Here is a 13,297-nt window from a genome sequence, read left to right as displayed (position 1 = left end):
GGCTACGACCGGCAGCCCGCAGGCCAGGTACTCCAGGACCTTGAGGGGGAGAAGTACTGGTACTCCTCCCCGCCCAGGTCCGGGTAGGGGGCCACCCCGATCGCCGACCCGGCCAGGTGGTCGGGCATGTCCTGGGGGGCGACGGCGCCGCGGAAGTCGACGTCCAGCCCCAGCTCGGCCGCCTGTGACCGCAGGGCCGACAGCTGGGGGCCGGAGCCGATGATCCTCAGGCTCCACGGGACCCGGGCCAGGGAGGCAGCCACGAGCAGGTCGCTCACCCCGTGCCAGGGCTTGAGCGTGCCCACAAAAGTCACCACCACCTGGTGGGGGTCCTCCGGCTGAGGCTGGATACGACGCACGCTGACGCCGTTGGGCACGGTCATGACCCGCCTGGTTCCCGCGCTGGCGTGACCGGGGCCGGCTGCTTGCGTGTGCCGCCGCACCCAGGCGGCGACCGGCTCCGAGACGCAGACGGTGGCCGAGGCCGTACCCACCTGTGCGGCAAGGACGTCCCAGGCGCGCTCCTGGTCCACCAGCTCGCGGTGCTGGCGCTGCTCCTCCACGAGGGGGGAGTTGACCTCTAGGACGCTGGAGACCGTCTTCGAGTCGGTGGCTACACGGGCCAGGGCGTCGCTGAACAGGGAGTAGCGTTCGTAGACCAGGTCGGCGCCGTCGGCGGTCACCATCTGGGCCACCTGCTCAGCCGCCCGGCCCTGCGCCTGCTCGCGCTCTACGGTGGTGGCTCCGGCCACCTCCACGGTGCGCACGGGCAGGTCCGTGAGGTCATCAGGCACGTGCTCACCCAGGCGCGCCGTGTAGAGGACGACGTCGTGGCCCAGGGCGCGCAGCTCGCGCAGGACCTCTTGGACGTGGACGGAGGCCCCCTTGGTCCCGAAAACGGGGATCCCGGGGTCCAGACAGATGTAGGCGACTCGCATCATGCTCCTCCCCAGCTGTCGGACTGCCAGGCTGACAGCGCTGCGGCCTGGTGGCGGGAGTCGAACTGCTCCTCAATGAGTGCCCGCGCGCCCTGCGCCAGCCTGAGGGTGTCGGTCGTGCCGTCAGCGATGCGGTGCAGCGCCCGGGCCAGCCTGCTGGGGCTGCCCGGCGGCAGCAGCACACCGGTCTCCCCGTCACGTACCACCTCCGGCAGGCCGGAGACGGCGGTGGCGACCACAGGGGTCCCCGAGGCCATCGCCTCCAGCACCACCGTGGGCAGCCCGTCGATATTGCCGTCCTCGGCCTCGACGCACGGCGCGGCGAACACGTCGCAGCGTGACAGCAGGCCCCGGACCTCGGCCTGGGTCATCGGCCCGAGCAGGCGCACCTGGCCGCTGAGGCCTAGCTCGGTGACCTGAGCCTCAAGGCGGTCGCGCTCCTCCCCGTCGCCGGCGATGTCCAGCTGGACCGGGACCGAGGCGTCGGCCAGGAGCCTGACAGCGTCCACCAGGTCGGCAAACCCTTTCTTGGGGACCAGGCGGCCCACGGCAGCGACCTGGAGGGGCACGGTCGGCCGGGTCGGGGGTGAGTAGGGGAAGCGCTCCAGCTCCAGGGCGTTGTAGCGCAGGGAGACCGTCGCGCCTGTGCCCGCCAGGAGAGTACGCAGGTGGGCCTCGTTGTACTGGCTGATGGCGATGACACGTGAGGCGTCGGTGCACACCCGGCGAAGCCACTGGGGGTCCACCGAGCTGTGGTAGATGTCCTTGGCGTGGGTCGTGACCGTGTAGGGCACACCGGTCAGGGTGGAGGCAATCCAGGTGACGCGGGCGGACAGGGAGGCGAAGTGCGCGTGCAGGTGGGTGATGCGGTCGGCACGTACCCTGCTGGCCAGTTCGACGCCCTGCGCCACCTCGTCTCCGGGCAGGGTTGCCAGGACCGGCATGATCCGGGCGAAGCGCTCCCGCTCCTCCTCGTCGGTCAGACAGCCGGTGAGCTGGGCCCACATGTCGCTGGCCTTGAGCGGGCGGCTCACCCACTGCACCCTGGCCCGGACCCTGGCGATCTCGGGGTGGAAGCGTGCGTCCGTGGTGGGACGCAGCGCGTAGATGGACAGGTCGTCCCCCAGGGCCTCACGGGCCAGGATCTCCGTGACGACGAAGGTCTCGGAGAAGCGGGGGTAGACCTTGAGGACGTAGCCGATGCGCTTCATGAGGCACGAGCTCCTTCTGCTGGTAGGGCCGAGGTGCGCACGAGCCTGTCCCGGCGTGTCGGTGTGGACAGGAGGGAGGCAGCCAGCCGGGGCACGGTGTCCAGGCCGTCCAGGTCGAGGTGCTCACGGTCCTGCCGACCCTCCACGGCCCCGGCGGCCCACCGGCTCAGGGCCTCGGGGGTCAGGGTGCCCAGCTCTAGGTGCTCCACCGCACCGACCCGTGACAGCGCTCTGGCACGGATGACCTGCTCCTGACGGGGCACCTCGCGGGGAACCAGCAGCGCCGGGGTGGAGGTGGCCAGGATCTCACAGACAGTGTTGTAGCCTGCCATGGCGATGACGGCGGCGGCCTCAGCGATGTGGTGGCTCATTCCTGGCAGTGAGCGCCGCACCTGGGTCCGGGGGCCGGCCGAGTCCTCGGCCTGCCGCAGCTCCTTCTCGCTCATCTGGGGGCCGGCGACGACGATGTGATCGTGGCCCGGGGGCGGGGTCATGGACACGGCAGCCCGAAGGAGCGCGTAGCCGTCCGAGCCACCGCCCACCGTGGTCAGCACGAACGGGCGGTCAGCGTGCTCGGGACGGGCCTCCACGGCCTGCCGTCCGTGAGCCAGGTAGCCGGTGAAGAGCACACGGTCGTTGAGCGCCCAGGGGCTCTCACTGGTGGCGACGATGTTGTGGACCTCCGGGTCGCCGTACACCCAGATCTGGTCGATCAGGCGCCTCATCTGGGAGGCCGGGCCCAGGCTGTCCCACTCGCGGGCCATGGTCCGAGGGGTGTCGAGGACCTCACGCAGCCCGAGGACCACGCGGGCGGAGGGGCGCTCGCGGCGCAGCACACGCAGCGGCTCCCGCAGCTCGTGGCGCACCCCGTAGGGATGTCTGTCGATGATGAGCAGGTCCGGGGCGAAGGCCGTAAGTGCCGCACCCAGCATCTGGGAGCGCAGCTGGCCCAGGTGGCTCCTGGTGATGCGCAGGTGGCGAGGCTGGTAGCCGCTGCTCGACTTGGCCACACCTGGCAGGACGAGCCAGTCGAAGCCGGGTGGCAGGGTGTGGTCCTCGGCTGGTGGCAGTCCGGTGACCACCATGCCGGTGACCTCCTGGCCGGTCAGGCCGGGCAGCAGCCGGGCCAGGTGGTGAGCCAGTGCCAGGTTGCGCCTGAGGTGGCCCAGGCCCTGGGCGTCGTGGCTGTAGAGCATCACCCTGGTCGGTGCGGTGGCCGCGGCTGGCACGGTGGTCGCGACCGCTGTCTCTGCAGACGTCACGGCTGGTGCCGCTGTCGCCGTCGTGTGTGGCATCGTCGTGCTTCTCTCCCTCGTTGTCTTCCCGTCGGGCAGGTCCGCCCGCCCGCTGTCAGACAGGCAGGGGACGTTCATGAGACAAGACTGGCAAGGCCGGGCGAGACCACGATGAGGGGCAGATGAGAAAGCTCTTATCTTTAAGTAAATCGAGATTGTGTTATAAGGCCTATGAGATTTGGGTAAGGGGAACTGTGTGATCCGCACGCCTGGGCCGATTCGCTCCGGGCGTTGCGAAGGCCCACAAGTGGTACGCCCCATGGCAGTATGTCCAGCAGCTGCACGTACCCGTACCGGAAGAGGAGAGGCAGACGTGACCGCCAGTAGCGACGCGAGGCGCAGGGTTTGAGCGCGCCTGAACGCCCGCTGCGCATCGGCGTCATGGGCGGAACCTTCGACCCGATCCACCACGGTCACCTCGTGGCCGCCAGCGAGGTCCAGAACGTCTTTGGCCTGGACGAGGTCCTCTTCGTCCCCACCTGGGCGCAGCCCTACAAGCGGGACAGGCGCGTTTCCCCGGCGGAGCACCGTTACCTCATGACGGTTATCGCCACGGCGTCCAACCCGCGCTTCACCGTCTCCCGTGTGGACATCGACCGGGGCGGTACCACCTACACCATTGACACCCTCCACGACATCGGGGCGGAGTACCCGGGAGCGGAGCTGTACTTCATCACGGGTGCGGACGCCCTGGCGCAGATCCTCACCTGGAAGGACAGCAGGGAGATCTTCGACCTGGCGCACCTGGTCGGCGTGACCAGACCAGGCCATGTCCTGACAGGCTCAGGAGTGCCTCGGGACCGTATCTCCCTGGTGGAGGTGCCCGCTATGGCCATCTCGTCAACCGACTGCCGCCAGCGGGTCAGCCGGGGAGAGCCCGTGTGGTACTTGGTCCCGGACGGCGTCGTGCAGTACATCCGGAAGTACGGGCTCTATCGTATGGCTCTGCGTTCGTCGTCGACGACGTCGATGACGGCGCGGGTAGCCCGCGAGCAGTCCCTGAGGAAGGAGAACGACGGTGAGCACTGACCAGACCGGCGTCAACAGCCCTACGTCAGACGATACGACGCAGGACACGCGGCGGGCTCCACGTAGCAGCCGACGTGCCATCCGCCAGGCGGAGAGGGCTGCCGAGCGGGAGGCGATCCTGACCGGACAGCAGCCGCTCCTGACCCGTCGTGAGATGCGGCGCCTGCGGGAGGAGGCCAAGGCGCTGCAGGCTGCGGTCGAGGCGGGTGAGATCACCGAGGAGCAGGCCCGCGCCCTCCAGGACCCGTTGGCGGAGCAGCCGGCTGTTGAGGACCGTGCCCAGGCTGCTGGCAGTGGTCTGGCCAGTACAGCGCCTGAGGAGGGATGGGACCCCCAGGAGCAGGCCGTTGCGGCAAGCCAGTCCGTCGCAGGTGCTGCGGAGGCGGTAGGCACCCGGGACGCCTTCCAGGACGCCGACGCTGAAGCTGCGGCCGGGGCGCCACAGGTCCCGGGGGACGGCGCCTCCGAGGGCTCCGGGGGTCAGCCAGGCTGGTTCGACCTGGCCTCTCCCACGACGTCTACGTCCTCGGGGGCGGGAGCAGGTCTCCAGGAGGCGCGCTCGCAGGGGCAGGACGGCGACCCCGCCACCCTGGGCGGTGCTGCCGACCAGGACCCCGCTGCGGAGGACTCGCCCAGCTGGCGGGCGCTGACGGCTGACGAGGCGGTCGCCCTGTCGGAGATCCCTACGGGGCTCATGGATGCCGTCGATCTGCCGATCGCGGTCGAGGGGCAGTGGTCCGTGCCGGAGGAGGACTCGGGTCCGGCACCGGTCCCGGCACGGGCTTCGCTGCGCGAGCGGCTGGAGACCGGTCAGACGCCGATGGTGCCCGGGACGGGACCGGCTTCTAGCGGCTATCCTGCCGGTGCTGACGACGACAGTGCGTCGGCTCCGAAGGCGGCGGTCGGTGTCAGCCCAGGGGGCGCCGCTGCCCAGCCTGCCTTGGACGCTGCCGCCTGGCAGGGGCCGTCCCAGGGCGGTCAGGACGAGGGGGTCAGTGAGGACGGCACTGAGCGCTACGGAAGCTATGGCGGCTACGGTAGCTCTCATGATGACGATGGTGAGGCTTTCGACGGGTCCGCGGGTCCTGCTGGTACCCCTGCCGGGTCCGACGCCTCCGCCGGGCCCCGGGGCGGGACTGCGGCGTCCTCGGCCCAGCCGACGGGGGACGACGAGCAGGGACAGCCTGCAGGCGCAGCCTCCGCACCCTCCTCGGCGGTGCGCCGTCCTATCGTGCGGATCCCTGCAGCAGCCCAGGGTGTGCGCACGGTCAACGCCTCCACCGGTGAGCTCAGCGCGGTGCAGCCGGTAGGCTCGGGCGAGGAGGCCGGGCAGCAGCCAGCAGGCGACTCGTTCCCGGTCGCGGACGCGGCTACCTTTGAGGACGAGACCAGTGTGATTCCCGCGGACATCTCCGCGGAGTTCGAGGACGACGCGCCCCAGTGGCCCTCACTGCGCCAGGACGCCTCTGCCGCCGGAGCTGCCGCGGGCCAGCCAATGAGTCCCTACAGTCTCCCCGACCAGCCCGGCACCGAGAGAGCGCAGGAGACTGCGGTGGGTGCCTTCACCTCCACCGAGTGGGACACTGTCGCCGCGCCTCGCAGCGCTGTCGCCCTGGAGGACTCCGCGGCGCAGCGCTCCTCGCCGACAGGGCGGATCCTGCTGATCGCCCTGATCGTCCTGGTGATCGCCCTGGTTGTGGCCGCAGTAGTCTGGTTTGTCATGTCTCAGACAGGGGGCAGCTCCGAGGCCGCAGGGCCTACGGTGCTGGTGGAGACGACCGCAGGTGCCAGTCGGCTCTTGTGATCCCCGGAGGAGGAGAAAGGAGATCCGTGCCAGCCAGCGCCAGTGACTATGCCGTGGGGCTGACCCGCACCGCAGTACGTGCCGCAACCGATCGTAAGGGGTACGGGGCGGTTGCCATTGATGTCTCCCAGCGCCTCGGCCTGACTGACGTGTTTCTTGTCCTCACGGCTTCCAACGACCGGCAGGTGCGTGCGGTCGTCGATGCTGTGGAGGAGGCTATGCACGGCGCGGGTGCGGTGCGCCGCGCCCGGGAGGGCCTGAGTGAGGCCCGGTGGGTCCTGCTTGACTACGGTGACCTGGTTGTCCACGTGCTCCAGGAGCAGGACCGGGAGTTCTACGGCCTGGAGCGCCTGTGGAAGGACTGCCCGCTCATCGCGCTGCCCGACGACGCGGGACCGGGTCTGGACGCGGTACCAGGGTCCGAGGAGCAGGGGTGACCGAGGTCGTCCTGTGGCGCCACGGCCAGACCGACTACAACCTGTCTGGGCGTGTCCAGGGGCAGGTGGACGTCCCTCTCAACGAAACCGGTGCGCAGCAGGCGCGCCAGGCCGCTGCTGCTGTCGCCGCCCTGGGTCCCACCCGTATCGTCTCCTCGCCGCTGGGTCGCGCCTGGGCTACGGCACAGGCCCTGGCCCAGGAAGTCGGCCTGCCCGTGGAGACCGAGGACAGGCTCGCGGAGCGCTCCTTCGGGAAGTGGGAGGGGCTCACCCGCGAGCAGATTGAGGCAGGATGGCCCGAGCAGTACCGCCGCTGGCGGGAGGGTCGTGACGTGCCTGAGGTGGGTGTGGAGACAAGGGGGCGGGTCGCCCGGCGCGTCGGCGAGGCCGTTGCCGAGCTGGCGGGGCCTGGCCGCGAGGAGACGACTGACGGGGGCGTGGCCGACGGGAGCACGGATGGTGGGGGAGTGGTCGTGGTGGTCTCGCACGGCTCGGCCACTCGTCTGGGGACCTGCCACCTGCTGGGACTCGACCCCGTGACGTGGTTCGGCCTGCGTGGCATGGGCAACGGGCACTACGCGAGGCTGCGGACCCAGGACCGTGAGCCTGGGTGGGCGGTCCTGGGCTGGGACCTGTTCCCGCAGGTGTACCAGGCGTGAGCACCCTGGGGACTGGGAGCACTGAGAGCTCGGTGGCGGCAGCCGGGGGCTGAGAGATAGGCCATACCAGGCGGATTTGCCTGACGGGCCTTGCCTTCATACAGTTGCCTGTGTCGCCCGTGTGGGTGGGCGTCCCGACGGGGCTATGGCGCAGTTGGTAGCGCGCTTCCATGGCATGGAAGAGGTCGGGGGTTCGAATCCCCCTAGCTCCACCACCTGTGGTATCTGGCCCTGCGTAGGGGCTGCTGCGGGTGTCGGGGCTATGGCGCAGTTGGTAGCGCGCTTCCATGGCATGGAAGAGGTCAGGGGTTCGAATCCCCTTAGCTCCACCCACGGGGGTCAGGCCGGGCTGGTGCGCCCGGCCTTATGTGTGTGACGGCCGGGGTACGCTCCCCGTGCGGGCCCGGCGCAGGGCGGCACGACCAGAAGGTGCCGGGACCGGGACACCGCCTGGACCGCAAGGTTCTTACACCCGGGGCTGACCGCCTGAGACGGGCTCCATGTCCACATCACGGACCAGGGCTAGAAAGAAACGACCGCTGAGGGTAGCCTCACCTCCAGGTCGGGGCCACCGGCCAGGGCGGCCGTGCCGCCACGCCAGGACACGGCAGGAAGGCACTCGTGTGACGTCACCCCAGGCTGGCAGCGCCAAGGCTCCCCACATCGACGACCGCACCCGCCGTACCGCCCGCAGGCTCCTGTCCGGTGCGGGCAGCGCGGCCGTCACGGCCTATCGTATTGACCCCTCCGCGCCCTCGACCTACGTGGCCCACGCCCTGAGCAAGGACGGGCGCGTCCTGGTGGCTGCCTGCCCTGCTCCCGGATCACCCCTGGCGGTGGTCCCGGAGGCCTCCTCCACCGAGGTGCGGGTAGACATTACCCTGGACGCCGCTGAGCCGGGCGTGCGCATCACCGCAGCCACAGCCCACCTGCTGGGCCACCTCACCTGGGTGAGCGCGGAGGAGGCCGCCGGTGTCCTGGGCTCGGCGTGCACCCCTGCCTGCCGCTGCGCGGTCACGGGGGAGGACCCCCTGGAGCGGCTCGCCCAGGTGGCGGGCGCACCCGGCGGGCGCCTGGGGATCGTCACCACCGAGCGCGTCATGCTCCACTGCGTCACCGGCGTGTCCAGCCACACGGTGTCGGAGGTCCTTGGTGTCGAGGCGGCTGGAGGGACCGCTGCAGCCCACAGCGTCTCAACGCATCCTACGCATCCCGCCTCGGGGGCGTGGAGCGCCCAGGAGGTCCTGGCCGCCCACGAGGCCGTCAGCGCCGTGGGGCAGCTCGGGCTGCGGGCCGTGTGCGACGCGGTCCGCCAGGGGGAGGCTCACGGGTGGGTGTGCTCCAGCCGGCCTTCCGTCGGCGTGTGCGCCAGCCTGTGGGACCGCATCCTGTGCGTCGACGTCGACATGCACGGAGCCACCCTCATGCACATCACGGGTGAGGAGGTCACCACCCTGGTGGTTGCCTTCTCCGAACCGCTCCAGGCGGCTGCCGAGGCCGGGCAGCACCTGGAGCAGATGGCCGCCGAGCTCCTGCCCCGGCGCCTGGCACGCCCCTGACGGCGGCACCATCCCCTGGTGGCGGCGCCATGATGGGGTGGCGTCGGCGGACAGCCGTACTTCTATAGCTCTTGGGGCTGGGCCGGTCATGCCCCGGGAGGTGGTTGTGACCCACCAAGGGCGCGTCACCGCAGTATTCAGGAGCCAGACAGACACTTACTATATTTTTCCCAAATATGGCTGACCTGTGTGAGACGGAGACTTTTGCCCGCCATCGCGCGATTACCACCCAGATTAAGTTCGTCGGTGACTTGACGGCGAAACAGGATCCTCCTAGCCTTCTTGGGGAGGTGCCCTGAACCGCACCCCAGTCAGATCATTCGTGCAGGTGCCGATCTGAGAGGTGGGTTAAGGTATCGGCATGCCGCTTGAGCCAGCAGTTGTTCCTGACTGGAAAGGGCGTGCGGTATGCAACCTTTCCGCAGCCTGCTTTGTCCGCGGTCCTGCCCCTGGCGTTGAACTGGAAGGTGAGCATCGTGCCCAGGATTAAGCAGGCCACACCCGTGCGTCTCATCGTGTGGCTGGTTCTTGGTGCAGCCCTTGTGGCGCTCTCGATAAGGAGTTTTATAATTCAGGATACCGTGACGGGGTTGCCTCTATGGCTGGGGGTGTTCTCTTTGGCGGAGTTGCTGTATTTCAGATCATCCAGGGTCGGCGTCAGAAGTAGGCGGACGTCAGTTATACGTCCCGCTTAAGGGGAGTCCGAGTGAGCCACATGTTGGAGGTCGAGCACCTCAGTGCCTGGTATGACCGGAAGAACCCGGTGGTGCGGGACGCCTCGTTTGGTATCAGCCCTGGTGAGGCTGTGGGGCTCATCGGTGTCAATGGTGCTGGCAAGACGACGATGCTCAAGGCGCTGTGCCACGCGCACCGGGGCTGCTCGGTGGGGGCGCTGCGCTACCGGGGCAGGCCGGTGACACCGGCCACGGCCGCGTTCAAGCGTCAGCGCTACCTCGCCCTGGCCGAGGACTCCTCGTTCCCGACCTGGTCCCTGGACACGTTTGTCCGCTTCCTCGGCAGGGCCTACGGGGCGCGCAGACGGGCGCGGTTGCTTGACGAGCTGGTCGAGGGCTTCGACTTCGGCCGCTACCGGGGCGCGCCCTTTGCGAGCCTGTCCAGCGGATCGCGCAAGAAGGCCAGCCTCATCGCAGCCTTTCACGCCCAGGTAGACATCCTCCTCCTGGACGAGCCGGTCGACTTCCTGGACTTCTCCGCCACGGAGTACCTCTACCAGCGCATACTTGCCGCGAAGGAGCACGGGCAGGCCGTGCTGCTCAGCTCCCATATCGCGGAGTCGTTCACGCGGTGCACCTCCCGTCTGCTCGTCCTGTCCTCCGGCTCGCTGTCCGCCCCCGTTCCCACCCCTGCTGACTCCCGTGACGTCGCCTCACTCATCGCCTAGCACCTCGCCCCGTCCGCTGCTTGGCACCTCGCCCCGCGCGCTACCTGGCGTCGTCGCCGTCGAGGCAGTCGTCGGCCAGTTTCTGGGGCGGCGCACCCTGGTGTCCGGGCTGGTCCTCACAGTGGTCTCGGCCTGGGCGGGGAACCAGCTGGGACCTCGGGGGGAGGGACGCCTTGTTACCACGGGTGTCCTTCTGGCGACCGCCGGGACGGTGTCCTCCATCGCCTGGACGTGGGTCCTCAGCACACGCTGGACCACCATGGCGCTGCTGCCGGTGCGTTCCAGGGACCTGGCCCGCGCCGTCTACCTGGTGGGCACACTCGTCATGCTCATCGAGGTGACTGCTCCTGCGGCCGCCTTCATGCTGACAGGCCTGGGTGCCTCGTACACCACCGTCGTCGTGACGGCCTGCCTGGGCCTGGGGGCTGCGCCCCTCGTCATCCTGCTCTGGAGCGCGACGTCCTCCTGGCACCGGGTCGGGGCCGGTGCCACGCTGGTGGCAGTCATGGTCGTGGTGGTCCGTGCGGGTCCTGCCTACGGGGCCGCCACGGCACTGGTCGCGGCTGGGCTGTGCCTCGTCACCGGCCCGGAGGTCGGCACTGACAGGCCCCGGCAGCCCAGGGCAGGCCGCCTCGCGAGGTCCTCCCTGGTCCTGGGCGAGCTCCTGCGCTCTGCCATGACCCAGGTCAACTCGCTCGTACTCCTCGGGACCGGGACACTGCTCAACCTGGCCCTCCAGCGTCACGGCTCGCCCTGGCTGCCCGGTTGCCTGCTCGTGGTCATCAACACTCCGCTGAGCTCGTACTTCTCCAGGCACCCCAGCACCTGGCTCACGGTCAGGGTCTGCCCCCGGACCTGGCTGTCCTACTGGCGGTTCGGCGCCCAGCTCGCCGTCTTCTACGCAGCCTGCGCCACCGCTGTGACGCTCGCTCCAGGCTGGTCGCCCCGCACTCCCGCCAACCTGGCCGCAGCCCTGGTGGCTGCCGTGGCGGCCGCTGGGACCGCTGCTGCCATGGAGATGTACTGGCCGTTCACGGACTGGAAGTCGCAGCGTGAGGTGCTGCGCCACCCCCGCAAGTATCTTCCCGCTGTCGCGGCGCTTGCCGCGGCGGGCTGCGGCTGGCTCCTCAGCGCCATCTGACCTGGGCACGGACAGGAAGCGGAGCGCCGGGTTGCTTGTCGGCCAGTTGCTGCCACTGCTACCACAGTGGTGCGGGCCCGCTGTGCCCTGCGTCGACAGCCGGGCCCCGACCTTATTCTGTTTATTCTGTTTCTGCTGTACTCGGGTGTGCGGCTGCTAGCCGCTCCAGCTCGACGTGGCTGGGGAATCGCTCAAGAAGAGTCTCGTCGTGGGTGATGAGGAGTACCAGCGAGGAGTCGGCAAGGCGGGCGATCTCCTCACTGACCAAGGTCTTTGTCCGCGCGTCAAGATTCGCTGAGAACTCGTCGAGGAGGGCGACAGGTGGGCGCAGCAGAAGCACGTGCATGACGAAGAGCAGCTGCTTCTGCCCGCCGGACAGCCCCACGCCCTCGGCCCCGATGACGGAGTCCAGGCCGTCGGGAAGGGATCTGAAGAAGTCCTGGGCGTCGAGGCGCTCGGCCAGAGCGAGGATCTCTGCGTCGGAGAAGGCCTGTCCCAGGCAGATATTGTCACGCACGGTGACACTCAGGGCGTCACGCTCCTGCGTCAGGAGGAGGACCTCCTGACGTACCTGCAGAGCGGTCTGCGGTGAGACCGCGACGTCATTCCACGTGACTGCTCCCGAGGTCGGCAGGCGCAGGGCGCTGAGCAGGCTGAGCAGAGTGGACTTGCCAGAACCGTTGTCACCGACCAGGCAGTAGGTGCCCGGGCCTGTCAGCGCGAGGTCACCAAGACGGACTGTCTCACCGCTGGGGTAGGTGTAGGTCACCTCCCGCGTTGCCAGCCGGGTAGGGGAGAGCGCGTGGGGCGATGGAGAAGTGGGGGAGGGCTCCGGGGGCAGCGTGGACTCCAGGGTGCGCAGCCTCTCCCAGGAGGCGTCTGCCTCACGCAGGTCCCCCAGGGCGATACCCAGGGAGACGAGCGGGGAGACCATGTAGACCAGGTAGAGGAAGTAGGCCACCAGGGCGCTGGTCTCCAGATCGCCCCGTGTGACCATGTACCCGCCGGCCAGCAGGACGCCTACTAGGCCGAGCTGGGTACCGATGTTGACCACCGGCAGGATGAGGGAGGAGTACCCGACGAGCCTGTTACCCAGATAGCGGGCGTCACCGGCACGCGCCCCCAGCTCTCCGGCCGCCCAGCGTTCGGCAGTGAGGGCCTTGAGCGGCATAAGGTTGTAGAGCACCTCGTACAGGAACGAGGAGTAGCGGGCCTCAGCCACGCGCGACCTGGCGGCCACCTGGTTGAGCCTGCGCAGGACAACAAGCAGGAGCAGGCCAAAGACGACCAGCAGGGCCAGCAGTCCCAGGGTGAGGGGCCAGCTGGTCACCAGCATCCCCGACAAGCAGAAGATCACCACCAGGGCGGAGCCGACGATGTCCGGGTAGGTGGAGAAGTAGGGCTGCTGGGCACTGGGAATGTCCTCGACCAGGCGGTTGTTGAGGTCACCCCGGTCGTAGGACGACGACTGTGAGTAGGGAGCCTCCAGGACGCGGCGCGCCAGGTGGTTGCGCAGGTTGAGCACGAAGCGCTCCGAGGCCAGCCCGAAGAGGAGGCGGCTGCTCGTCGAAGCCAGGGCGTCAACAGCAAAGGCGGCAGCCAGGGCACCCAGGAGTGCTGTGGGAAAGCCCCCGCTGTCAAGAAATGAGTCCGTCACCCGGCCCACCAGGTAGGGCTGGGCGGCCGTTGTCCCTGAGCCGATGAGAGTTCCTGCGATACCGAAGGCGTACCAGGTACGCGCGCCCTGGAAGCCGTGGTGTCTCAGCGAGGTCATATCGGTCCTTTGAACTGTTGAGACGCAAAAACGGCGCCATGTCATGGA

11 protein-coding genes and 2 tRNA genes are annotated in these 13,297 nt (G+C 69.0%); 9 read left to right on the top strand and 4 right to left on the bottom strand.

Annotated features, from left to right (window positions below; genetic code table 11):
- Nucleotides 1-2 precede the first annotated feature (2 nt).
- From D5R93_RS14540 to D5R93_RS08145, 3 genes are read right to left on the bottom strand one after another with little or no spacing between them, the layout of a single operon-like run.
- Nucleotides 3-941 carry a glycosyltransferase family 4 protein gene (locus tag D5R93_RS14540; RefSeq protein WP_341466809.1) on the bottom strand — a complete coding sequence of 313 codons (939 nt, stop codon included), beginning with the start codon at nucleotides 939-941 and terminating at the stop codon, nucleotides 3-5.
- Nucleotides 938-2,149, bottom strand: coding sequence for a glycosyltransferase (locus D5R93_RS08150; RefSeq protein WP_120204697.1), 1,212 nt, complete (start codon nucleotides 2,147-2,149; stop codon nucleotides 938-940). The genes D5R93_RS14540 and D5R93_RS08150 overlap by 4 nt, the downstream gene beginning before the upstream one ends.
- A complete protein-coding gene (locus D5R93_RS08145) occupies nucleotides 2,146-3,345 on the bottom strand; it encodes a glycosyltransferase family protein (protein ID WP_243107064.1) in 1,200 nt (399 codons plus the stop codon). Before D5R93_RS08145 ends, D5R93_RS08150 begins: the two co-directional genes overlap by 4 nt.
- A 444-nt stretch (nucleotides 3,346-3,789) precedes the next feature.
- Here D5R93_RS08145 and nadD point away from each other — a divergent pair, with 444 nt between their 5' ends.
- From nadD to D5R93_RS08100, 9 genes are all read left to right on the top strand, one after another.
- Nucleotides 3,790-4,473: a nicotinate-nucleotide adenylyltransferase gene (nadD, locus tag D5R93_RS08140; protein WP_119836039.1), complete on the top strand. Its 684-nt coding sequence runs from the start codon at nucleotides 3,790-3,792 to the stop codon at nucleotides 4,471-4,473.
- A complete protein-coding gene (locus tag D5R93_RS08135) occupies nucleotides 4,463-6,277 on the top strand; it encodes a hypothetical protein (protein WP_120204693.1) in 1,815 nt (604 codons plus the stop codon). Before nadD ends, D5R93_RS08135 begins: the two co-directional genes overlap by 11 nt.
- Before the next feature lie 26 nt (nucleotides 6,278-6,303).
- Nucleotides 6,304-6,714 carry a ribosome silencing factor gene (gene rsfS, locus D5R93_RS08130; protein WP_120204691.1) on the top strand — a complete coding sequence of 137 codons (411 nt, stop codon included), beginning with the start codon at nucleotides 6,304-6,306 and terminating at the stop codon, nucleotides 6,712-6,714.
- Nucleotides 6,711-7,373, top strand: coding sequence for a histidine phosphatase family protein (locus tag D5R93_RS08125; protein ID WP_120204690.1), 663 nt, complete (start codon nucleotides 6,711-6,713; stop codon nucleotides 7,371-7,373). The genes rsfS and D5R93_RS08125 overlap by 4 nt, the downstream gene beginning before the upstream one ends.
- A gap of 139 nt (nucleotides 7,374-7,512) precedes the next feature.
- A tRNA-Ala gene (locus D5R93_RS08120) sits at nucleotides 7,513-7,588 on the top strand.
- A gap of 41 nt (nucleotides 7,589-7,629) precedes the next feature.
- Nucleotides 7,630-7,702: transfer RNA gene (locus D5R93_RS08115), tRNA-Ala, on the top strand.
- A gap of 294 nt (nucleotides 7,703-7,996) precedes the next feature.
- Nucleotides 7,997-8,932 (top strand): hypothetical protein, encoded by a 936-nt coding sequence (locus D5R93_RS08110; RefSeq protein ID WP_243106668.1) that lies wholly within the window; start codon nucleotides 7,997-7,999, stop codon nucleotides 8,930-8,932.
- Nucleotides 8,933-9,647: 715 nt separating this feature from the next.
- The gene (locus D5R93_RS08105; RefSeq protein ID WP_119836034.1) at nucleotides 9,648-10,334 is read left to right on the top strand and encodes an ABC transporter ATP-binding protein; all 687 of its coding nucleotides are present in this window, start codon (nucleotides 9,648-9,650) and stop codon (nucleotides 10,332-10,334) included.
- A complete protein-coding gene (locus tag D5R93_RS08100; RefSeq protein ID WP_120204688.1) occupies nucleotides 10,309-11,475 on the top strand; it encodes a hypothetical protein in 1,167 nt (388 codons plus the stop codon). The genes D5R93_RS08105 and D5R93_RS08100 overlap by 26 nt, the downstream gene beginning before the upstream one ends.
- 121 nt (nucleotides 11,476-11,596) lie before the next feature.
- Here D5R93_RS08100 and D5R93_RS08095 read toward each other — a convergent pair whose 3' ends face one another.
- Complete coding sequence (locus tag D5R93_RS08095; protein ID WP_162933889.1) at nucleotides 11,597-13,249, bottom strand: ABC transporter transmembrane domain-containing protein; 1,653 nt, start codon at nucleotides 13,247-13,249, stop codon at nucleotides 11,597-11,599.
- Nucleotides 13,250-13,297: the final 48 nt, after the last annotated feature.

It is taken from the genome of Actinomyces lilanjuaniae (genome assembly GCF_003606385.1).
GTDB classification, from domain to species: Bacteria; Actinomycetota; Actinomycetes; order Actinomycetales; family Actinomycetaceae; genus Actinomyces; species Actinomyces lilanjuaniae.
The sequence above is the reverse complement of the archived record's forward strand: the minus strand, read 5'-3'. Positions and strand labels throughout refer to the sequence as shown.

Excerpts from the sequence above, each read along its gene's own strand:
- D5R93_RS08095 (WP_162933889.1), bottom strand. The coding sequence starts at position 13,249 with ATGACCTCGCTGAGACACCACGGCTTCCAGGGCGCGCGTACCTGGTAC.
- D5R93_RS08145 (WP_243107064.1), bottom strand. The coding sequence starts at position 3,345 with ATGCTCTACAGCCACGACGCCCAGGGCCTGGGCCACCTCAGGCGCAAC.
- D5R93_RS08105 (WP_119836034.1), top strand. The coding sequence starts at position 9,648 with ATGTTGGAGGTCGAGCACCTCAGTGCCTGGTATGACCGGAAGAACCCG.
- D5R93_RS08150 (WP_120204697.1), bottom strand. The coding sequence starts at position 2,149 with ATGAAGCGCATCGGCTACGTCCTCAAGGTCTACCCCCGCTTCTCCGAG.
- D5R93_RS14540 (WP_341466809.1), bottom strand. The coding sequence starts at position 941 with ATGATGCGAGTCGCCTACATCTGTCTGGACCCCGGGATCCCCGTTTTC.